At 37.1% G+C, this 21152-nt stretch carries 19 protein-coding genes; 12 read left to right on the forward strand and 7 right to left on the reverse strand.

Going from position 1 to position 21152, the window contains the following annotated elements; genetic code table 11:
* The first annotated feature begins 5 nt into the window (after positions 1–5).
* Positions 6–788: an enoyl-CoA hydratase/isomerase family protein gene (locus tag P1K33_RS00735; RefSeq protein ID WP_284650929.1), complete on the forward strand. Its 783-nt coding sequence runs from the start codon at positions 6–8 to the stop codon at positions 786–788.
* A 61-nt stretch (positions 789–849) separates the two neighbouring features.
* On the forward strand, positions 850–2574 hold the full coding sequence (locus tag P1K33_RS00740; protein ID WP_284650930.1) for a hypothetical protein: 1725 nt from the start codon (positions 850–852) through the stop codon (positions 2572–2574).
* A gap of 31 nt (positions 2575–2605) precedes the next feature.
* Here P1K33_RS00740 and P1K33_RS00745 read toward each other — a convergent pair whose 3' ends face one another.
* The 3 genes from P1K33_RS00745 to P1K33_RS00755 are packed head-to-tail and all read right to left on the reverse strand — an operon-like array spanning position 2606 to position 5025.
* Complete coding sequence (locus P1K33_RS00745) at positions 2606–3250, reverse strand: HD domain-containing protein (RefSeq protein WP_284650931.1); 645 nt, start codon at positions 3248–3250, stop codon at positions 2606–2608.
* Between the two features lie 47 nt (positions 3251–3297).
* Positions 3298–4287 carry an acyl-ACP desaturase gene (locus P1K33_RS00750; protein ID WP_284650932.1) on the reverse strand — a complete coding sequence of 330 codons (990 nt, stop codon included), beginning with the start codon at positions 4285–4287 and terminating at the stop codon, positions 3298–3300.
* A 3-nt stretch (positions 4288–4290) separates the two neighbouring features.
* On the reverse strand, positions 4291–5025 hold the full coding sequence (locus tag P1K33_RS00755) for a lysophospholipid acyltransferase family protein (protein WP_284650933.1): 735 nt from the start codon (positions 5023–5025) through the stop codon (positions 4291–4293).
* A 246-nt stretch (positions 5026–5271) separates the two neighbouring features.
* Between P1K33_RS00755 and recA the strand changes: the two genes are divergently transcribed.
* From recA to P1K33_RS00775, 4 genes are all read left to right on the forward strand, one after another.
* Positions 5272–6276, forward strand: coding sequence for a recombinase RecA (gene recA, locus P1K33_RS00760; protein WP_284650934.1), 1005 nt, complete (start codon positions 5272–5274; stop codon positions 6274–6276).
* 92 nt (positions 6277–6368) lie between these two features.
* Positions 6369–6776 (forward strand): hypothetical protein, encoded by a 408-nt coding sequence (locus P1K33_RS00765; RefSeq protein WP_284650935.1) that lies wholly within the window; start codon positions 6369–6371, stop codon positions 6774–6776.
* A gap of 27 nt (positions 6777–6803) precedes the next feature.
* Positions 6804–7355: an RNA polymerase sigma factor gene (locus P1K33_RS00770; protein ID WP_284650936.1), complete on the forward strand. Its 552-nt coding sequence runs from the start codon at positions 6804–6806 to the stop codon at positions 7353–7355.
* A complete protein-coding gene (locus P1K33_RS00775) occupies positions 7352–8956 on the forward strand; it encodes a hypothetical protein (RefSeq protein WP_284650937.1) in 1605 nt (534 codons plus the stop codon). The genes P1K33_RS00770 and P1K33_RS00775 overlap by 4 nt, the downstream gene beginning before the upstream one ends.
* Before the next feature lie 84 nt (positions 8957–9040).
* On the opposite strand, the gene P1K33_RS00780 is transcribed toward P1K33_RS00775, so the two are convergent.
* Positions 9041–9778, reverse strand: coding sequence for a lysophospholipid acyltransferase family protein (locus P1K33_RS00780; RefSeq protein WP_284650938.1), 738 nt, complete (start codon positions 9776–9778; stop codon positions 9041–9043).
* 73 nt (positions 9779–9851) lie between these two features.
* Here P1K33_RS00780 and trpS point away from each other — a divergent pair, with 73 nt between their 5' ends.
* Positions 9852–10829 carry a tryptophan--tRNA ligase gene (trpS, locus tag P1K33_RS00785; RefSeq protein ID WP_284650939.1) on the forward strand — a complete coding sequence of 326 codons (978 nt, stop codon included), beginning with the start codon at positions 9852–9854 and terminating at the stop codon, positions 10827–10829.
* A gap of 41 nt (positions 10830–10870) precedes the next feature.
* Positions 10871–11521 carry an SIMPL domain-containing protein gene (locus P1K33_RS00790; RefSeq protein ID WP_284650940.1) on the forward strand — a complete coding sequence of 217 codons (651 nt, stop codon included), beginning with the start codon at positions 10871–10873 and terminating at the stop codon, positions 11519–11521.
* A gap of 6 nt (positions 11522–11527) precedes the next feature.
* Here the strand turns inward: P1K33_RS00790 and P1K33_RS00795 are convergent, their stop codons facing one another.
* Both P1K33_RS00795 and dprA read right to left on the reverse strand, forming a co-directional pair.
* Positions 11528–12946, reverse strand: coding sequence for a hypothetical protein (locus P1K33_RS00795; RefSeq protein ID WP_284650941.1), 1419 nt, complete (start codon positions 12944–12946; stop codon positions 11528–11530).
* A gap of 10 nt (positions 12947–12956) precedes the next feature.
* Positions 12957–14060, reverse strand: a complete 1104-nt coding sequence (dprA, locus tag P1K33_RS00800) for a DNA-processing protein DprA (RefSeq protein WP_284650942.1) — start codon at positions 14058–14060, stop codon at positions 12957–12959.
* Positions 14061–14161: 101 nt separating this feature from the next.
* Between dprA and P1K33_RS00805 the strand changes: the two genes are divergently transcribed.
* The 4 genes from P1K33_RS00805 (at position 14162) to P1K33_RS00820 (ending at position 19838) form a co-directional block, all read left to right on the forward strand.
* Complete coding sequence (locus P1K33_RS00805) at positions 14162–15106, forward strand: HU domain-containing protein (RefSeq protein ID WP_284650943.1); 945 nt, start codon at positions 14162–14164, stop codon at positions 15104–15106.
* Positions 15107–15195: 89 nt separating this feature from the next.
* Positions 15196–15705 (forward strand): acyl-CoA thioesterase, encoded by a 510-nt coding sequence (locus tag P1K33_RS00810; protein ID WP_284650944.1) that lies wholly within the window; start codon positions 15196–15198, stop codon positions 15703–15705.
* 50 nt (positions 15706–15755) lie between these two features.
* Positions 15756–17669 carry a transglutaminase-like domain-containing protein gene (locus P1K33_RS00815; RefSeq protein ID WP_284650945.1) on the forward strand — a complete coding sequence of 638 codons (1914 nt, stop codon included), beginning with the start codon at positions 15756–15758 and terminating at the stop codon, positions 17667–17669.
* A gap of 12 nt (positions 17670–17681) precedes the next feature.
* A complete protein-coding gene (locus P1K33_RS00820; RefSeq protein ID WP_284650946.1) occupies positions 17682–19838 on the forward strand; it encodes a DUF3858 domain-containing protein in 2157 nt (718 codons plus the stop codon).
* 49 nt (positions 19839–19887) lie between these two features.
* Here P1K33_RS00820 and P1K33_RS00825 read toward each other — a convergent pair whose 3' ends face one another.
* Positions 19888–21144 carry a murein hydrolase activator EnvC family protein gene (locus tag P1K33_RS00825; RefSeq protein ID WP_284650947.1) on the reverse strand — a complete coding sequence of 419 codons (1257 nt, stop codon included), beginning with the start codon at positions 21142–21144 and terminating at the stop codon, positions 19888–19890.
* Positions 21145–21152: the final 8 nt, after the last annotated feature.

A 21152-nucleotide genomic window follows, 5' to 3' on the forward strand; every position in this document is an offset into this window, starting at 1 on the left:
AAACTATGGACTTCGAAAACATACTCGTTGCGATTGACAACGGCATTGGACAAATCACCATCAATCGTCCGGCGAAATTAAACGCTTTGAACAAAGCTACGATTCAGGAATTACACGATGCTTTTGAACAATTGGAAAGCAATACAGATGTTCGAGTGATTATCATCACAGGTGAAGGCGAAAAGGCTTTTGTTGCCGGCGCTGACATTGCTGAATTTGCCAATTTCTCTATTGAAGAAGGTGCACAATTGGCGGCTCAGGGACAGGAATTGTTATTTGATTTTGTCGAAAAACTGAAAACGCCGGTCATTGCAGCAGTCAATGGTTTTGCCTTAGGCGGCGGATTAGAATTGGCCATGTCCTGTCATTTCCGCATTGCTTCGGATAATGCCAAAATGGGATTGCCTGAAGTATCGTTAGGAGTAATTCCGGGTTATGGCGGAACACAACGTTTGCCACAACTGATTGGAAAAGGCCGCGCCATGGAAATGATTATGACAGCCGGAATGATTTCGGCCGAAGAGGCTTTCCGTGCCGGATTGGTAAATCATGTTGTGCCACAGGCCGAATTGTTGGATTTTACCAAAGGCATTGCCACTAAAATCATGCGCAATTCTCCATCGGCTATCAGCAAGGCCATAAAAGCGGTGAATGCCAATTACAAACACGATGTGGATGGTTTTGATGTGGAAATCAGAAACTTTGGCAAATGCTTCGGCACCGAAGATTTTAAGGAAGGCACCACAGCTTTTTTGGAAAAGAGAAAAGCAACATTTACAGGAAAATAAACAGAATCCCGCAGAACAGCGGGATTTTTTATATATTCGATTTTATAAAACCTCTTAAACAATGAAGAAGTATTTTTTTGTTTTTATTTTTTTAGGTCTTTCGACTGTTTCTTATTCACAAAATATTCCTTTTACACTCCAAAAGAGTGCTCTTTTTCAGGATGAATTTAGAAATTCTGTACTGCTTCTTTCTGAGAAAAATGACAAGGGCGAACTGCTTTTGGTTCGTTCTTATGAAGGCTCAATGGTTTCGCAGGCCACGGGCTACTATATTGAATATTATGATGACAATCTCAAATTCAAACGAGGTTTTGAATATGAAATGAAACACCCGAATTATCAGAAATACAATTTAATTTTAGGCGTTTTCACGATGGGAAGCAATCTTCATTTTGTCGAAATTTATTATGACTTAAATGAGAAAATGTTCGTTTGCCTTGACAATGTCATGGCAGAAGATTTTAAGATTACACCGAAAGAATTGTTCAGATTGTCCCGTGATGAAATGAAAAAATTTGGGTCTTTCAATTTACAGCAAAAGTTTTATGCAAGAAGCAAAGAGGTTTGGACCAATGATAATGTCGGCGCTATCAATGCCGAAAGCGAATTGGCCAATTTAGATACTTATTACCAAATATTCTTTAGCGGAAATGCTACAGGCAATTACAATTACAGCACTATTTATTCCAATGAAAAAGCAGGAAGCGGTTCCGACATTGTTTTAGTGGTAAACGAAACCAAATCGGATTTTGCGATTGCCATAGATGTAAAAGGCGCCGAGAACGATGGTTTGAAATTGTATTTATTCGATAAAGATCTCAACAAGAAAATGGATCTCATTTACACCAATGAGGCCAAAGACAAAAAGTGTTTTTTTCAAAATATTCAGGTATCAGATGATGGTAACGCTATCTATGTTTTAGCCAAAGCCTATGATAAAGACCTGAAGAAAAAAACGGAAGGCGGAAAATACTATTTTGAATTAACAAAAGTATTGCCCGAGAAACAAGTTTCACAAAAGATTGCTATAGGCGAGCACTTTTTAGGAACCTTAAAAACATATTACCGCAATGATGAGTTGACTTTACTTGGGCTTTATTCAGACCAAAAAGACTTTAGGTATACCGGTATTTTTTGTTCTAAAGTTGACACCAATACCCTGGAAACTAAGTCTTCTCATTACAATCCGTTTACAGAACAATTCCTTTTTGACAAATATGGCACCGGAACGCACAAAAACTTAAAGAATATCCGCTTTAAAAAGATTTTCTTTAAAGACAACGGTGAAATTATCTTAAACGCAGAGGAAGAATATGTTACCAGCAATGCCAGTGGATTTGCCGCATCGGGTGCAATGCCTGCTACGAATAGCTCAAGCACCTATTATTCTTATGATGATATCATCATTGCGCAATTTAATGCGGAAGGCAGTTTGCTTTGGGCGAGGAACATCAATAAAAAACAAACCACTACGGACGATGAAAACAGTTTTATTTCCTATACTTCTGCTATCAGAAATGACAAAACTTATTTCTTCATCAATACCAAGGACAAAATCAAGAAGCTCAAAAATGACCGCATCGAATTTGGTAAAATCAGAAAGAATAAATCCAATCTTAATATTATTGAAGTTAATGCCAATGGCGATTTCGATTACCAGGAAATCTTGGATGACGAACAAAATGAAGTGCCTTTTATGGTGGCCAAAGGCGTCATCATCGACAATAATGTTTATCTTTTAGGAAGAAAAGGCAAAAACAAACAACTGCTGAAAATCACTTTATAAAACAAAAAGAGAACCAAATGGTTCTCTTTTTTTATTTCTCTCCTTCCCATTCCGCATAAAACTGCGCCAGGAAATTTTCCATGTATTGGTGTCTTTGCAAAGCAATTTTCTTTCCGGTTTCGGTATTCATCCGGTCTTTCAGCAACAACAGTTTTTCGTAGAAATGATTGAGTGTTGGTGACTCGCTCTTTTTATATTCTTCTTTGCTCATGTCTAATTTTGGTGGAATCGCCGGATTATAAAGCGCTCTGTTTTTGAAACCGCCATAGTTAAAACACCGGGCAATGCCAATAGCGCCAAGTGCATCCAACCGGTCGGCATCCTGAACGATTTCCAATTCTTTGGAATTGAATTTCTTTTCAAAATTGCCGCCTTTGAACGAAACATTTTCAATGATACTGATTACATTGACAATGGTTGTTTCATCTACCTTTTCGGCTTCCAGAAAAGCACGTGCCGTTCTTGGTCCGACAGTTTCATCGCCATCGTGAAATTTACTGTCGGCAATATCATGGAGCAATGCGCCTAGTTTTACCACGGTCAAATCACAATCTTCTCCCTGGGCAATCAGGATCGCATTTTTATACACGCGTTCCATATGAAACCAATCGTGTCCGCCTTCGGCGTTCTCCAATTGCTGTTTTACAAAATCTATGGTTTTATCAATGACAGACATGGGTTTGAATTTAAAAAATCCTTTCTTTCGGAAAGGATTTTGGTTATTTATCGGGCTAAGGCTGGTTCAACCCATTTGAATATTTTTGTTTCATCCGGCAAGACTAATCTTTCAGAAATCTTAGCCATTCTTTCCGGCAATTTCATCAGGTAATCTCTGGCTTTTTCTGCTTCTGCCGTCAAGTTGGTCATCTTATCAATTTCCCATTTTTCGGTTAGTTTTCTCAAAATGTCCACATAATCAGCCGCAGTGTATACTCCTATTTTTTGCGCTGAGTTCGAAAACTCTTCAAAAGCAGTGCTGATTTTTTCTCCCGATTCTCTCAGGAAAACCGCAGGCATCACAATTTTTTGCTTCATCATGTATTGAAAAGACAACATCATTTCGCTTGGATCCACTTTGAAAATTTGGCTCACAAACTCTGAATAAGCATGGTGATGACGCATTTCGTCACCTGCAATCATTTTGCACAATTTTGCTAATTTCTTGTCACCATATTGTTTTGCCAATTGTGAAACGCGATTGTGTGAAATATAAGTCGCCAATTCCTGAAAACTGGTATAGACAAAGTTCTTATAAGGATCACGACCGGTTCCGATATCAAATCCGTCACTGATTAAGTGCTGTGTCGTCATTTCAACTTCACGCATGTTCACACGACCGGATAAGTATAAATATTTATTCAATAAATCACCGTGGCGATTTTCTTCACCAGTCCATTGGCGAACCCATCTTGACCACGCGTTTCTCTCCACATTGTCTATTCCTTCAACATCCATTAACCAGGATTCGTAGGTTGGCAACGCTTCTTCGGTAATGGTATCGCCTACTAAAACCACCCAAAAATCATACGGTAAATCTTTGGCTATTTCTCTCAATTCTTTTACTTCTTCAAAGAAGTTTTCGCTTTCGGAATTTGGGAGTAAGTCTGACGGTTGCCATATTTTTTCTACCGGAATCAAGAACTCATCTACAAATTTGTCGACGTCTTTCTCCAGGAACTGCATGACTTCTAGTCTAACATTTTTTTGAGGCATTTTTTAATTTTTTATAGATTCTACTATCGCTTGCTCTGTTTTCACCATCAACTCTTCAAACGAAAAATCTTTAACGGCCATTGGTTCGTGAATAATAAATTGCAAACGATTACCTAAGCCCATAGGGAAAGCTCCAAATTTAACCATTTTCCACGAATTATTAATGGTAATTGGCACAACATAAGCAGAAGGCGCATATTTACATAAGATTTTTAGTCCGCTTTGTGCAAATTCTTTCGGTTTTCCATTTTTGCTTCGGGTTCCTTCCGGGAAAATAACGGCCGAACGTTTGTGCTTTTCAATGTATTCGGACAAACCTTTGATGACCGGAATCGCCTGTTTTGGATCTTTTCTATCAATCAAAATCGAACCGCCGTGTCTCAAATTATAAGAAACACTCGGAATCCCTTTCCCCAATTCTTTTTTGCTGACAAACTTCGCGTGAAAACGACGCAAATACCAAATGATGCCTACGATGTCAAACAAACTTTGGTGATTGGCCACGAAAATAATCGGAACATCTTTAGGAATGCAATCCCTGTTTTCGAAAGTATAAGTGGTTCCTAAAATGTTAGTGCATTTGGTTAGGAAAAAATTCAGATAATCGACACTTTTTTTATGCGCCTGATAACCAAAAACATTGAAGCAAACCCATTGAATCGGGTGAAAAATGACCAATGTCAATCCGAAACACAGATAGTATATAACTGAAATTGGATAGGATATGAGTTTTTCCATAGGGTAAAAATAGTAAGCAAAAGTAAGGAAAAATCAAGGGATGAAATATAAACCCGGGATAAAAAATAGTTTAAAAGTTTAACAAAATATACACTTTTTGTATACCGCGGTAAAATCAAACGTTGCTACCTTTAAAATATATTGATTGAGATGTAAAGGCTAAAAACAATTTGTTCAAAACTCGTCTGAGTTCTACCTTATAACATCAAAAAAAGCATTATTTTTATGCCACTAAATTTTTAAAAAATGAGTTCAGAAAAAGAAGCCAAATTAAAAGCATTACAACTAACATTAGATAAATTAGACAAAGCCTACGGAAAAGGAACCGTGATGAAGATGGGCGATAAAGCCGTCGAAGAAGTTGAAGTAATTCCTTCGGGTTCGCTTGGTTTGGATTTAGCTTTGGGCGTAAACGGATATCCAAAAGGAAGAGTAATTGAAATATATGGTCCGGAATCTTCTGGTAAAACCACTTTAACCTTGCATGCCATTGCAGAAGCACAAAAAGCCGGCGGAATAGCTGCCTTTATTGATGCCGAACATGCTTTCGACAGAAACTATGCAGAAAAGTTGGGTGTGGATATTGAAAATCTAATCATTTCCCAACCTGATAACGGTGAGCAAGCTTTAGAAATTGCTGAAAACTTAATCCGTTCGGGTGCGATTGATATTGTGGTAATTGACTCGGTGGCAGCTTTAACACCAAAAAGCGAAATTGAAGGCGAAATGGGTGATTCAAAAATGGGATTACACGCGCGTTTGATGTCACAAGCCTTGAGAAAATTAACCGGAACAATCAGCAAAACCAATTGTACGGTTTTCTTCATCAACCAATTGAGGGAGAAAATCGGTGTTATGTTTGGAAACCCTGAAACGACTACCGGTGGAAATGCGTTGAAGTTTTATGCTTCCGTTCGTTTAGACATTCGTCGTTCGTCACAAATTAAAGACGGTGAAAACGTGATTGGAAACAGAACCAAAGTAAAAGTAGTAAAGAACAAAGTAGCGCCGCCATTTAAAACGGCTGAATTCGACATTATGTATGGCGAAGGTGTTTCAAAAACAGGAGAAATCTTAGACTTAGCGGTTGAATTTGAAATTATCAAAAAAGCAGGTTCGTGGTTTAGCTATGGTGATACCAAACTCGGGCAAGGTCGAGATGCCGTTAAGGTTTTGATCAAAGATAATCCGGAATTGGCTGACGAATTGGAACAAAAAATCAAAGAAGTCATCAAAGAAAATAATGGCTAAAATAAAAACCCGAAAATTTTCGGGTTTTTTTATTAATTTAACGCAACCATTTATATAATTAGTCATCTAACCCAAAAAAATCATTTACCATTATGAAACGAATAATTTCACTTTTAGCGTTAATTTTTTTATTCAATTCCTGTATACCAGATGATGGGCCAACTTACACATTTGAGTTAAGACCAGTGATTAGTGTTGATATGCCGGATGAATTTACATTGGGGGAAACCTATACAATCACCTTGCATTACAACAGGCCTACAACCTGTCATTTTTTCAACACCATTTATTATGACAAGAATCTAAATGTTAGAACAATCGCTATTGAGACTGCTAAAGAAGAAAGAAACGGATGTATGGAATCACCAGAAGATGAAACTACATGTTCTTTCGACTTTTTAGTAACCAGCAACGGTTCCTATATTTTTAAATTCTGGCAAGGCAAAGATGAACAGGGAAATAATATCTATCTGGAATACGAAATCCCTGTAACAGGATAACAATAATAAACAATCAATTTTTGAAAATTGGATTTAAAACAACTCATAAATGATTGCAAAAACAACAATAGGAAAGCACAAGAACAGTTATATCAAATATATTCACCAAAACTGTTTGCTGTTTGCTTAAAATACTCACGCAATTATGCTGAGGCACAAGACAATCTGCAAGATGGGTTTATTTTGATTTTTAAAAAAATAGAACAATTTTCATTTAAAGGTTCTTTTGACGGTTGGTTAAAACGAGTGATGATTAACAATGTTCTGCAACAATATAGGAATCAAACTTTTTTGAGTTTGGTCAATGAAGATATCGCCGAGGATCATGAAGTTGAGATTGAAGAAGACAATATTTCTATGGATTATTTGTTAAAAATCATCCAGGAATTGCCCGACAGGTATCGATTGGTTTTCAACCTTTATGTCATTGATGGCTTTTCACATGCTGACATTGCGGATATGCTGACCATTAATATAGGAACATCAAAATCAAATTTGGCACGCGCCAGAATGATTTTAAAAGAAAAAATAGAACAATACAAAAACGAAGAAACCAAAAAGTTTCCTTCTGCAAAATGAGTGAAAAAAAGAACATAGATAGACTTTTTCAGGAAAAGTTCAGAGATTTTGAAGCCAATCCGGCTGAAGATCTTTGGAGTGGCATTGAAGCAAGGCTAGACGAGAAAAAACGCAAACGAGTGATTCCGCTTTGGTGGAAACTCTCGGGTGTTGCGGCTGTATTCCTTATTGGCTTATTGATTACCCAAACTGTTTTTAACAATGATATTGCACCAACAAATCCAGTAGTAATTGAAGAAAATACAAATCCAAATAACGGAAAATCAACTGTTGCCGGTTCGGAAAAAGACGGAACAAATACCGCTGTATCCGAATCGAATGCTGACGGGATTCAGCAAAAAGACGGAGATAATGATAGTCAATCAGGAACAACAGTTAATGCTGTAGCCGATAAATCTTCATCAGGCGACAAAAAACCATCAACTAACGGCCAAAGAACTTCTGATAAAATAAACCCAACTGCAATTACCAATGATTCAAAATCTGGTGTGGCTCAGGGCAACAAATCAAACAAACAGCGTTCCGCAACCAATAAATTGGATTCCAAAGGAAACAATCCTTCGATAAACGAATCGGCTTTAGAAAAAAATCAGAACGACCCATTGGCCATCAATAAGGAAAAAGGAAAACAGACTACTGCTGAACAACCCATTGCTCAAACAAACAACGATAAAAATAAATCCAATACTGCCAATCCGTTATTGGACAAAAATGACATCAATCTTGATGGTTTAAAAGGAGATCCTAATTCAAAAATTGCAACTAAAGAAATCGAAAACAAACTTAACGACACTACCAAAAAAATTAGTGTTGCTGAAAATTCGCTGGAAGAATTGCTTAATGAAAAAGAAAGCAAATTAAAACAAGAATCTAAACTAAATAGGTGGCAGCTCACATCGAATGTTGCCCCTATTTTTTTGGGTTCCGCTTCCAATGGTTCTCCAATCGATTCAACACTTGCGGGTAATTCGAAATCCTATAACACCGGAGTTGGTTTTGGTATTGGTGTAAGTTATGCGGTTAATAAAAAACTAACGGTAAGAACCGGTTTGAATAAATTCAACATGAGTTACAATACCAATGATATTGTTTATTATGCCGGAATTCAATCGAGAACATTCAATACCATTAATCCGACGGCCACCGGCTCGAGAATACAGATTGAAAATGGAAATGCGGCAAATCCAGTTATGTCAGAAAATGGATTGCTGCCTTTTGAGTACAATTTTGTCCACAAAAACAAAGGTTACATCAATCAGGAAATGGGATACCTGGAAATGCCGGTTGAAATGACTTATGCTTTGCTAGATAAAAAATTTGGCATCAAAATCATTGGTGGTTTTAGTACGCTTTTCCTTCAGGACAATACCATTAGCGTGGTGTCTGATAACCGAAGCACCTATCTTGGCGAAGCCAACAACCTAAACGATGTTCATTTTAGCACCAATCTTGGGATTGGCCTAAAATATGGTTTTCTGAAATCTTTTGAATTCAATGTCGAACCAACATTCAAGTACCAATTGAATACATTCAGTTCAGATGCCGGTAATTTCAAACCTTACGTGTTCGGAATATACAGCGGTGTTAGCTATAAATTCTAATTTGTGTTTGTTTAAAAATTAGTTAAGTGGTGTTATTGCTCTCGAGTAATGACTGAAAAGAGTTCCGAAATTCGGAACTCTTTTTTATTTTAAATCATCCTGCAAATCATTTAGGATTAATTCCCTGACATTGTTTTTCAATGTCTTTTTAAACTCCGGCGTTTGCTTTTTGGTGTCAAAAAAATGATGCACTTTGGCTCTCATCACGCCCGGGCTTCCGCTAAAAAAGGTATACGAAAAAAGTCTTTTATTATCATAAAAAGTCATGGGAACAATCGGGATTTCGTGTTCTATCGCCAAACGAAAAGCGCCGTCTTTGAATTCGTCTAAAACAATACTTTCATCGGGAACGCCGCCTTCGGGGAAAATACAAATGCTTACGCCTTGATTGAGTCTTTTTTGGGCACGGCCAAAAACCGCCATCCTGCTTTTAGAACTTTTTCTGTCCACCAAAATACAGGTGCGTTTGTAGAAAAAGCCAAACAACGGAATGCTCGCCAATTCTTTTTTGCCCACAAAAACGAAGGGGTTTTTCACAATCGAAAGCATCAGCATAATATCGGTCATCGAAGTGTGATTGGCTACAAACATATAGCTTTTGCCTTCCTGAGGTTCTTCTTCAAATTCTACCCTGACACGATAACCCATTCCGAACAAAATGAATTTGGCCCAAATTCGAGCCATCACAAAAAAATAAGGATACCATTTCTCGGAAAGTATGGAAATAAACAGAAAAGGAAACATGACAATGATAGGAATCGCCATCAAAATGTAGAACCAAATGCGATAAAGCGTCCAAAAAACAATTTTCAATGCTCTCATGTTGTCAAATGTAATGAAAGGTATGCAATTTTTAATACAAAGGTTTAACTTTGCGATTAGAAAAAAATTGAAGATGTCAAAAATTTTAACCGGAATTCAAAGTACAGGAACGCCACATTTAGGAAATCTATTGGGTGCGATTTTGCCTGCAATTGAACTGTCAAAAAACCCAAGCAACGAGTCGTTTCTTTTTATTGCTGATTTACATTCTGTTACCCAAATTAAAAACGGCGATGAACTTCGTCAAAACACTTACAGCACTGCGTCTGTTTGGTTGGCTTGTGGTTTAAATGTGGATAAAGTGATTTTCTATCGCCAAAGCGATGTGACCCAAACCGCAGAGTTGTCTTGGTATTTGAGTTGTTTTTTCCCGTTTCAGCGTTTGACTTTAGCGCATTCATTCAAAGACAAAGCCGACAGACTGGAAGATGTAAATGCCGGTTTGTTTTCGTATCCGATGTTGATGGCAGCGGATATCTTATTGTATGATGCCAATTTTGTTCCGGTTGGAAAAGACCAGATACAGCATATCGAAATCACGCGTGATGTGGCTTCGCGCTTCAATCACCAAATGGGAGAAACCTTTGTGCTTCCGGAAGGAAAAGTTCAGGAAGAAACCATGTATGTTCCCGGAACCGATGGCTTTAAAATGAGCAAATCCCGTGGTAACATCATCAATATTTTCCTGGACGATAAAGCGTTGCGCAAGCAAATCATGAGCATCGAAACCGACAGCACGCCATTGGAAGATCCAAAAAACACAGATACCTGTAAAATCTTTGCCATCTATAAATTGGTGGCCAATGCCGAACAGATTGCCGACATGAAAGTGAAGTATGCCAATGCCAACAGAGACTTTGGTTATGGTCATGCCAAACAGGCTTTGTTTGAATTGATTTGTGAACGATTCAAAACCGAAAGGGAAAAATACAATTACTATATGAATCATCAGGACGAAGTTGATGCCTTGCTCAAATTAGGCGCAGCGAAAGCCGGAGCGATTGCTGATGGTGTTCTTTTGAAAGTAAGAAAAAAATTAGGGTTTGAATAAAAACACTTATATTTGATTATATCTAAAACCAGCAATCAAATATGAAAACTAAATTTAGCTTACTCGCATTATTACTTTTATTGTCTTATCAATCCTTTTCTCAGGATGTAAAAGAAAACCAAATCAGGGTTGTTGGAAAATACCAAGAAACGTTGTTTGCCAAAAAATATGAATTGAATTTTATAATTCAGGAAGTTACTTCAATGTCTGGTGGTGAAAAGCAAGTTTTAAAATCAATGGACGCAGTAAAAAAAGAGTTTTTAGCGTATTTAAAATCCGAAAAACTTTTTGAAGGTGATTTTACTTTCATGAATCAAAATAACCAAAGTTATGGCAATAAAGGCTCCAATTATAGCTTTGTTGTGGCTGATTTAAATAAGGCAAACCAAATTGTTCAAAGTACCAAAATCGCCGGAATTAACAATATCACGATAAAGTATTTGTTTGAATATGATGATGATGACATTAACAAGCTCGCCGCTAAAGCCATTGACAATGCCAAGTCAAAAGCAGATTTTATGGCCAAAAAATTGAATAAAAAAATTGGTGCCGTAATTAGTGTTGACGACAATACAAACAACGAAATCTCTTTATTGGGTAACGCTAATTTATTTGCCAAAAAGAGCGATAAAGAAGCACAACAAGAAGTTGGATACAGCATTTTTATAACCTACGAACTGTTAAACCAATAACCTTTTTTATTGTTTAACCGATAAATTTCCGTGGATGTATCTCAAATCTACATCATTTTTGAAAATGTAATCTTCCGCTAAAATCAATTTGGCTCTTGGTGCCAGTTGGCTAAAACGATACTCAACTACAGAACCGTTTCTGATAAATAAATGGCTGCTTTCTGTTTGGAAAGTGGCCAATTTTTTTCCCATATAGACATTAAAAATAGTCTTGGCATCTGCATCGTTAAAGTTCACATAAACATAATCGCCGGCCTTAATGAAATGAGCTGTTCTTGGAATTTTAATCGAATCATACAGCACCGCATTTTCCAAAAGCAACATATCATAATCACTGCTGTTTTTAATTCTGATATTATTGGAACTATCGCCGGTTGGTTGATTTTCATAGAAGGTCTCAAATGGATTTTGGCCGGTTTTGATATCCGTGATTTTGGTCAGTCTTCTGATTTGATCCTGATTATAACCAACTAAAAAAACACGGAAGCTGTCAATCTTAAACTTCATATCAGTATAATACCGATCCAGTTTTCTGGGTTCAGAAGAGGTTTCATAACTGTCATCATTTTGATAAGTGTCAAACTGTGAATTCATTTCCGAAACATCACCAAAAAAAATCCAAATCCTAACCAATACAATAAGCCCAACAACCGCATAAATCCAGTAATACTTTGTTCTGTTTACGGCAAACGGTTTGTAATTAAGTTCGGCGCTTTCTTTCAGCTTAGCGATATTTGTGGAAAGTTCTCCATCTAACGCTTGGTAGTTTTTCATTGCGGTAAAAGTCCATTTGGCCCATTCTGAATTTTTATCGGCCTTATGCATATTCATTACCGTTGTAAACAGTGCTTTGACTTTTTCCTCAATCGCTTCATTTTTTAAACCATTTAAAAAGTGATAAAAATCAGCATCTTTGACATACAATACTTTGGAGAAATTTCCAAATGGTGGTTGTAGCGTTTGAATGGCAAGATCGAGTTTCTCCATCGCTCTGAAGATCATATTTTCTGAGACTTCATTTGGAAACAAGTCAAAGGCTTCAGCCAGTAAACTGAGTTCCTGATAATCATCTGCGTCTATTTTATTAAATACAAACGGATGGATTTCGTCTATCAAATACCGTTTGATAAAAGCCTTAATTTCGCTCTTTATCAGGATTCCTGTTACTTCCGGAAACTGTTTTTTGGGATAATTCTTTTGACCAAAAAAGTTGAACAAAGCCCTATTCTCCATCACAGCCTGAAATTGCACCGGATATTTTTTCAAGGCCTCAAAAAACTGCGAAATCATCACATCTGTCAGCTCTTGAGGATTAAGTTTTTCAAGCGCTGCTTTGGCTTTCATTTCAGCAAAATCTTCCTTGGTTAACAAAGTTATTTTTGAGCTGTCAAGTGACAGTAGCGTTGCTATTTCAATTACATTCATATCATTCTTATTAAACCGCTTCAAACAATTTTCCCGGCAAAGGTCTGATAATTCCCTTTAATTCCATGTTCAGAAGAATGGAAGAAATTTTAAAAATAGGGAAATCACATTCAAGTGCCAAGATGTCAAGCAATTGTTTGCCATTTTTCTGCAAGTAATCATAAATTTTCTGTTCCTCAAAATCTAAAGACACAAAAAGTTGTTTTTGAATCGGTTTGTTTGCCGGTGGTTTCAATTCCCAATTGAGGCAATACACCAAATCTGCTGCCGAAGTGATCAGATTGGCACGTTGGGTTTTGATTAAATCATTACAGCCCTGACTGTATTTATCTGAAGTTCTTCCCGGAACGGCAAACACGTCGCGGTTATAGTCATTGGCCAAATTGGCGGTGATCAGCGAACCTCCTTTTTCGGCACTTTCAATAACGATAGTAGCTTCACTCATTCCGGCGACGATACGGTTTCGCTTGACAAAATTTTCCTTATCGGGATTGGAACTGCTCCAGAACTCCGTCAGAAATCCGCCATTTTGTTCCATTTTGGCAATGTATTTTTTATGGGTTTTGGGATAAATCTGGTTTAAGCCATGGGCCAAAACGCCAACCGTCTGCAAATCATTGTCCATCGCCGACTGATGCGCTACGATGTCAACGCCATAGGCAAATCCGCTGACAATAACCGGGTTGAAAACGGCCAAATCTTCAATGAGCTTTTTACAAAAATCAGTGCCATGCGAGGTGATTTGCCTTGTTCCGACGATGCTGATCATTTTTCGGTTTTTGAAATCAAGATTACCCGAAGCAAATAATAAAACCGGTCCGTCAATGCAATGCTTTAATCGGTCAGGATAATTGTCATTTTGAAAATACAAAACATCGATTTTTTCATTTTGTATGTATTGCAATTCCTGCTCTGCTTTTTCAAGCGCCGCCTTGTCTTTGAGTTTTCTGATCAAAACTTCACTAACTCTATCAATTGCTTTTAATTGCGATAGCTTCGCCTTGAAAACATTTTCCGCTGAACCACAATGATTTATGAGTTTTTTGGCCACAATATCACCCACGCCATCAATACGCAAAAGGGCTAAAACATGAAAAAGTTCGTTAGAATTCATATAAATAAATTACTACAAAAATAAATATTTTTCTTTTGGATTGTTAATAAAATTTGTGAATAATTTTTTGATACTACTATTGTTTCTCTAAATTTGTTCATATGAAGATTGAACAATACATTTCCCAATTATTATATCGTTATCAGTGTGTTACCGTTCCCGGATTTGGTGCTTTTTTAACCGAATTCCAGTCGGCGCAATTGGATGAAAATGCCCATTCGTTTTATCCACCGAAAAAATTGATTTCGTTCAATCCGTTTCTCAAAAACAACGACGGTTTGTTGGCCAATCATTTGGCACAAACGGAGAAGATAGCTTATGAAGTTGCGGTCAATGCCATTCAGAATGAAGTTTCTGACTGGACAAATAAAATTCAGGAGTTGGGTCGTTTTTCGATTAAAAACATCGGAGAATTTACCGTAAACTCAGAAAAGAATTTGGTGTTTGTTCCAGTAGACCAAATCAATTACCTAAAGGAATCTTTTGGTTTGAGTTCGTTTGTTTCTCCTGCTGTAAAACGCGAAGAATACAAGCAAGTCGTTGAAACCCTTGAAGAAAAAGCGCCTATCGTTTTCACTCCGGAAAAAAGAAGAAGTTACAAAGCGTTGAAGTATGCCGCTGTTGTTGTACTGTCTTTAGGTTTGACCGGCGCAATGGGTTATAAATTGTATGACAATTATTTGACACAAATAGAACAGGAAACCTTATTGGTACAATCTAACGTTCAGAAAAAAATAAATCAAAAAATACAGGAAGCTACTTTCTTTATCGAGAATCCGTTGCCAAGTGTGACTTTGACGGTTCCGAATGAAAAAATGCCTTATCATGTCGTTGCGGGTGTTTTCAGAATAGAAAGCAACGCCGAAAATGCTTATCAATCCTTATTGAAATTAGGTTTTAAAGCCAAGAGATTACCGGCCAACCGACATGGTTTGTTTCCGGTGCTTTACGGAAGTTTTTCATCTTATACCGAAGCGCAGGGCACGATGAAAGACATACAAAAACTAGACAATAAAGACGCCTGGTTATTGATTGAAGAATTATAAAAAAGTCCCGAGAAATCGGGATTTTTTGTTTTCTGTAATTACCTTTGTACCCGAGACCTTCAGATCGAACTTACGAAATAAAAAAACACATGACTCCAAAACATCCTTCAGAATCCTTAACGGTTTTAACCGACTTAGTTTTACCCAGCGAAACCAATCCATTGAACAATCTTTTTGGTGGCGAATTGTTGGCCAGAATGGACAGAGCGGCCAGTATTGCTGCCCGAAGACATTCCCGCAGAATTACCGTTACCGCATCGGTAAACCACGTTGCTTTTAATAGAGCTATTCCTTTAGGAAGTGTGGTAACTGTTGAGGCGAAAGTTTCAAGAGCATTCAATTCTTCTATGGAAATCTTTCTGGATGTTTGGATTGAAGACAGGGAATCGGGAACCAGAACCAAAGCCAATGAAGCGATTTATACTTTTGTAGCTGTGGATGAAACCGGAAATCCTGTATCCGTTCCTGCGATTGAACCGGAAACTGAATTGGAAAAATCGAGATATGATGCGGCACTCCGCAGAAAGCAATTGAGTTTGGTATTGGCCGGCAAAATGAATCCACACGACGCTACAGAGCTGAAAGCGTTATTTATTTAGTCTTTGTTTTTCTATTAAAAAAAATAGTATATTTCCAAAAAATCTTTACAATGAAAACCATTCAACTTTTGTTGGTTTTTTTATGCTTTTTTGTGAATGTTGCTGTGGCACAAAAAGGCATTGATCCAACACCCGAAGACATTACAAAAGCAAAGCAGTTAAGAGAGAAATATACTAAAGACGATATTGCGATACTTGAAAGCAGTGATTTTATCAGCTTTGATTTGAACAAAAAAGATGGAAAAGTCATTGTGAAGCATACTGCCAAACAAAATTTGATGAACATCAACCATCGTGCTGATATTCATAAATATGAATTTTATGACAGTGAGTCGAGCATACAGGCTTTTGGGATGAAATACCGCAACGATAAACCTGCAATGTTTAGGGTTACAGACGAATTTTATAAGGATAAGGATTTGTTCTATAATGATGCGAAAGTAAAATACATTTCTGTTGATTTTCCTACTCAGGGATACAATTACAAATATGAAATGGAGAAGAAATATGAAGACGTAAAATACTTTACGTCATTATATTTCAATGATGAATATCCTGTCTTAAAGAAAAAAATCTCTTTTGACATTCCCAATTGGCTAGAAGTTGAGTTACGAGAATTCAATTTTGAAGGCAATAAAATTACCAAAACCTCGACTCAGGAAGGCAATGTGACGCACATTACTTACACTTTTGACGATGTGCCTGCCATTTACAAAGAAGAGGAAACACCCGGCAGAAGTTATATCTATCCACACATTTTGGTTTTGGCTAAATCTTTTACCAAAGACGGCGCAAAAACACCTTTGTTTGGCGATTATAACGATTTGTACAAATGGTATCACTCCTTGGTTTTGATGATGAAGGATGACACTTCTGTGCTTAAAGACAAGGTAACTGAACTTACAGCCAATGCCAAAACCGATGAGGAAAAAATCAAAAACATCTATTATTGGGTACAGGATAACATCCGTTATATTGCTTTTGAAGATGGCATAGCCGGTTTTAAACCGGATGAGTCCAATAATGTTTTCACCAAAAGATATGGCGACTGTAAAGGTATGGCCAATTTGATCAAGCAAATGTTGAAAGTTGCCGGTTTTGATGCGCGACTGACCTGGATTGGAACCAAACACATTGCATATGATTACAAAACACCATCTTTGGCCGTTGACAACCACATGATTTGTACTTTATTCCACAAAGGCAAAAAGATTTATCTTGACGGAACAGAGAAATTCAATTCTCTGGGCGATTATGCAGAGCGCATTCAGAACAAAGAAGTCATGATTGAAGATGGCGACAAATGTATCATTGAAAAAGTTCCCGGCGGAACCGCTGATGCCAACAAAGAGATTTTCAAGGCAACGCTTAACATCGAAAATGAAACCATGGTTGGTTCTTGCAACAAAAGCTTTTGGGGCGAAAGCAAAACCCAATTTTTGAACATTTACAACAGTTTTGAAACTAACAAAAAGAAAGAACGCCTCGACGGGTTTTTATCAAGACAAAATAAAAGCATCCTAGTTAAAGACCTGAAAACAAGTGATTTTAAAGACCGGGACATTCCTTTGACACTTGACTACAACATTGCCGTTTCAAATAAAATTTCCTCTTTTGACGATGAAATATATGTTGACTTAGACTTTATGAACGAGTATAAAAGCTTCGAATTAAAAGACCGAAAAGTAGATTATGAAATGGATTATAAAACCAATTTTAATTCGTTGATTACCTTAAAAATTCCCGAAGGTTACAAAGTGACCAAAATGCCTTCCAACCTTGTGGTTAAGGAAGCCAATTTTGATATTAACATCAGTTTTGAAAACACCGGAAAGGAAATCGTCTATAAAAAAACCTTCCTTTTCAAAAACGGTTGCATCAAGGCCAATGAAATGGAAAAATGGAATGATTTCAACAAAAAACTAGTCGAGAATTACAACCAACAAATTACCTTATCCAAATAAAACCAAAGTCAAATGAAAGCCAAACTGTTATTGTTTTTGCTATTAATCGCCACTTCGTTGGGAGCACAAACTAAAGAAAATGTCAAAGAATTTTTTTGGGGTGCCAAAGATGAATTCAAAAAATCCAACACCATTCCCGATAAGTGGAAAAATGAATCGGCCGTTCTCATTCACAAAAGAGAACACTACAACTATCATAAGTTTGGCGCCAATGTTACTTATACTTCAGCCATCAGAAAGAGAATCAAACTTCTGGATCAGGCGGCAGTAACCGAGTTTTCTCAGTTCTCCTATAAAACCAAATTCTACTCAAACAAAGCTTATGGCAACTTTTGGCGCAGAGGAACCAATTTTATAGGTGTAAAAGTGGTAAAACCCGATGGAAAGGAAATTGAAATTGACACCGAAAAAGAAGCAAAAGAAGTTAACGATGAGCAAAAATTAGCCATTCCTAATCTGGAAGTTGGCGATATTATTGATTATTATTTTTACAGCGTAGAACCTTTTAAATCGGTTTTTGATTACAGCTTTGAAGCGGTTGAAACGCCATTGGGTGATGTTTATCCAATCATGGATTTGAAAATTACGCTGGAAACAGAAAACGATTTCTTCGTAAATTTCAACACCTATAACGGCGCGCCTGAATTGAAACAGATTCCAACCAAAAGCAGCGGCGAAAGAAGCTATGAATTAGTAGAAAAAAACATCGAAAAGAATGAATTCCCACGTTGGTTTTATCCATTGGCGGAAATGCCATGCTACAAATTTCAGGTGATTTTTGCCCGTTCAGGAAAATTTGAAGCTTTGGCTGATGGTTTTTTATCCGAAAGCGAAAAAGAAATCAAGAAGACCGTTGCCAAACAAGACATTTACGATTATTACAACAAAAAATTCGTTCCGTCCGGAAATCTTGACCCAATCAAGGATTTTCTGAAAGGAAAGGATTTTGCCAACGAAGAGGAAAAAGTACGTGAAGTGTATTATTTCTGTCGTCACGAATATTACACCCGATACGTTGAAGCCTTTGTGGTCAATGAAGCGAAGCTTTTTTATCCTTTTGAATACTATGGCTACAACCCGATATTCTTTAATAAGGAAGAAGCATTTATCAACTATTTCATGTATTTCCTTAAAAAGAATGAAATTGATTATGATATCATAGTGGCAACGCCAAGATACAACGGTTCTATCGATGATTTGTTGATTCAGGGCAATGTGACCAAATTGATTAGGGTAAACACCAAAAATCCGGTGTACTTGGAATACTTTTCACCTTACACCAGTGCGGACCAAATTGACTATACCGTAGAAAATTCGAAAGCGTATGTACTGGAAGTTTCAAAAGGAAAAAAAGTAACGGATGCTTCAACTGTGATGCTTCCTTCAAGTACTTATCAGGAAAACAGCTATAAAACCAAAACAAACTTAACCCTGGATGATTTTACCGGTTTTAAAGTAAAAAAGGAATCTTCCTATTTAGGTCATTTGAAAGAAAATGAGCAAAAAGACAAATTTAATTTCTATGATTATGTTTATGAAGATTACACGAAATATGGTACAACGCAACTCTTGGAATATGTAAAAAACAAGAAAAAGAAAGAGCAATACACCAACGAACTGACTGCGTTGATCAACAAAATGAAGGACAAGCAAAAGGAAACCTTTGAAAAGTCGGTTGAAGAGGAATATGAGTTTGACGTGGATGATTATAAATTCGAAATCAAAAACTCAGGCCGTTATGGTAAAAAATCGGCTTTTGAAATGGAAGAAACTTTTGCGGTTAAAAATAATTTAATCAAAAAAGCAGGCGATAAATACCTGATTGAAATTGGTAAAATGCTAACTTCCCAGATAGAAATCGACCAAAAAGAGAAAGATAGAAAAAACAATATTTATATGGTTTATCCACGTTCTTTTGACAATGAAATCATTCTAGAGATTCCGGCAGGATACAGTGTTTCGGGATTGGAAAAACTAAACAAAAAGGTGGAAAATGAAACCGGTGGATTTACTTCTTCTGCAGAAGTAAAAGGAAATCAGTTGGTCATCAAAACGTTTAAGTATTATAAAAACTATTACGAACCCAACGCTAATTGGAACAAAATGATCGCCTTTTTAGATGCGGCATACCAATTCACTCAGGAAAAGGTTTTATTGAAGAAAAACTAATCCTGTACTCAAAAAAAGTCCCGAATTGCTTCGAGACTTTTTTTATCTTTTATCTTCCGGACAACCAAGTCGCCGGGTTGAAAAAAGTTGAGTTTTGGGAAATTAAGAATTTAAGAACTGTTCTTCCGTCAGCATCTGTTTTAATCTTGCCCAGCGTTTCTTTGGCCGAAACCTTATCGCCTACACTCACATTTACTGTACTTAAATTTTGATAGGTAGTAAAGAAATCTCCGTGCTTAATGGCTACCGCTTTTTTTAGCGGCGATATTTGTTGAATCTGAACAACTTCTCCTGAGAATACGGCTCTGGCTGTTGCACCGCTTTCGGTAGAAATTTCGATACCGCTATTGTGAACTTCCAAGGTTTTAAACACCGGATGCGGTTGGTTTCCATAACCTAAGGTTATTGCTCCTCTTTCAACTGGCCATGGCAATCTTCCTTTGTTGGCTTTGAAATTATCGGAGACCAATTTTCCTTCCGGAGTCAAAACGATATTGGTTGATGTTTCGATGGCTTTTTTCTCTGCTGCCGTTATTTTCGGATTGGCTTTTACATTGGCGGCCGCTGTTTTCTTATTGGCCGCAATGATTGCATCGCGGATCATTTTCTTGATCTGAGCGTCAATCTTTTTGGTTTCCTGCTGTTTCTTCTTGATTTCGGCAGTGATTTTGCCTTTCTCCTTCTTAATCTGATTGGCTATTTTTTCCTGCTCCTGCTTTTCTTTTTCAAGCTCCTTTCTTTCTTTTACATTCTCGGCAATCAATTTTTCCTTCTCAGATTTCTGGGCTCCTATTTTTTCATTGTAAGTCACCAATTGTGTGGTTTTCCCTTTAATTTCTTCACCCTGCATTTTTCTGTAGCTCGCATATTGTTTCATATACTGAGCTCTTTTATAAGCCTGAAGGAAGTTTTGGGATGATAACAAGAACATGGCACGGCTTTGTTCCGAACGGCTCTTATAAGACTTTAAAATCATCTCGGCGTAATCTTTTCGCAGTTGCTCTAAGTCACGGTTGAGTTGGTTTATTTTGAGCTGATTGATATAAATATCGTTGCTCAATAATTTGGTTTGTTTTTCGGTAGTGCGGATTAGTTTTTCCTTGAGTCCGATTTTTTCCTTTTGAATCAATAACTGACTCACTACAGATTTTTCCTTGCTCTTAACCGACTGCAATAGTTTTTCCTTTTCCTGAATTTCAAGTTGTATTTTGATTTTTCTCTGTTCGAGTTCTTCCTGTGTAGGCGGTTGGCTCCACATTGGCGCAGCAAAACAAAAGAATAATAGGCAGAAAAAGAATTTAGGCATGGTACTGT

The organism is Flavobacterium terrisoli, assembly GCF_030167905.1.
GTDB classification, from domain to species: domain Bacteria; phylum Bacteroidota; class Bacteroidia; order Flavobacteriales; family Flavobacteriaceae; genus Flavobacterium; species Flavobacterium terrisoli.

Excerpts from the sequence above, each read along its gene's own strand:
- P1K33_RS00735 (WP_284650929.1), top strand. The coding sequence starts at position 6 with ATGGACTTCGAAAACATACTCGTTGCGATTGACAACGGCATTGGACAA.
- P1K33_RS00740 (WP_284650930.1), top strand. The coding sequence starts at position 850 with ATGAAGAAGTATTTTTTTGTTTTTATTTTTTTAGGTCTTTCGACTGTT.
- P1K33_RS00745 (WP_284650931.1), bottom strand. The coding sequence starts at position 3,250 with ATGTCTGTCATTGATAAAACCATAGATTTTGTAAAACAGCAATTGGAG.
- P1K33_RS00750 (WP_284650932.1), bottom strand. The coding sequence starts at position 4,287 with ATGCCTCAAAAAAATGTTAGACTAGAAGTCATGCAGTTCCTGGAGAAA.
- P1K33_RS00755 (WP_284650933.1), bottom strand. The coding sequence starts at position 5,025 with ATGGAAAAACTCATATCCTATCCAATTTCAGTTATATACTATCTGTGT.
- recA (WP_284650934.1), top strand. The coding sequence starts at position 5,272 with ATGAGTTCAGAAAAAGAAGCCAAATTAAAAGCATTACAACTAACATTA.
- P1K33_RS00765 (WP_284650935.1), top strand. The coding sequence starts at position 6,369 with ATGAAACGAATAATTTCACTTTTAGCGTTAATTTTTTTATTCAATTCC.
- P1K33_RS00775 (WP_284650937.1), top strand. The coding sequence starts at position 7,352 with ATGAGTGAAAAAAAGAACATAGATAGACTTTTTCAGGAAAAGTTCAGA.
- P1K33_RS00780 (WP_284650938.1), bottom strand. The coding sequence starts at position 9,778 with ATGAGAGCATTGAAAATTGTTTTTTGGACGCTTTATCGCATTTGGTTC.
- trpS (WP_284650939.1), top strand. The coding sequence starts at position 9,852 with ATGTCAAAAATTTTAACCGGAATTCAAAGTACAGGAACGCCACATTTA.
- P1K33_RS00790 (WP_284650940.1), top strand. The coding sequence starts at position 10,871 with ATGAAAACTAAATTTAGCTTACTCGCATTATTACTTTTATTGTCTTAT.
- P1K33_RS00795 (WP_284650941.1), bottom strand. The coding sequence starts at position 12,946 with ATGAATGTAATTGAAATAGCAACGCTACTGTCACTTGACAGCTCAAAA.
- dprA (WP_284650942.1), bottom strand. The coding sequence starts at position 14,060 with ATGAATTCTAACGAACTTTTTCATGTTTTAGCCCTTTTGCGTATTGAT.
- P1K33_RS00805 (WP_284650943.1), top strand. The coding sequence starts at position 14,162 with ATGAAGATTGAACAATACATTTCCCAATTATTATATCGTTATCAGTGT.
- P1K33_RS00810 (WP_284650944.1), top strand. The coding sequence starts at position 15,196 with ATGACTCCAAAACATCCTTCAGAATCCTTAACGGTTTTAACCGACTTA.
- P1K33_RS00815 (WP_284650945.1), top strand. The coding sequence starts at position 15,756 with ATGAAAACCATTCAACTTTTGTTGGTTTTTTTATGCTTTTTTGTGAAT.
- P1K33_RS00820 (WP_284650946.1), top strand. The coding sequence starts at position 17,682 with ATGAAAGCCAAACTGTTATTGTTTTTGCTATTAATCGCCACTTCGTTG.
- P1K33_RS00825 (WP_284650947.1), bottom strand. The coding sequence starts at position 21,144 with ATGCCTAAATTCTTTTTCTGCCTATTATTCTTTTGTTTTGCTGCGCCA.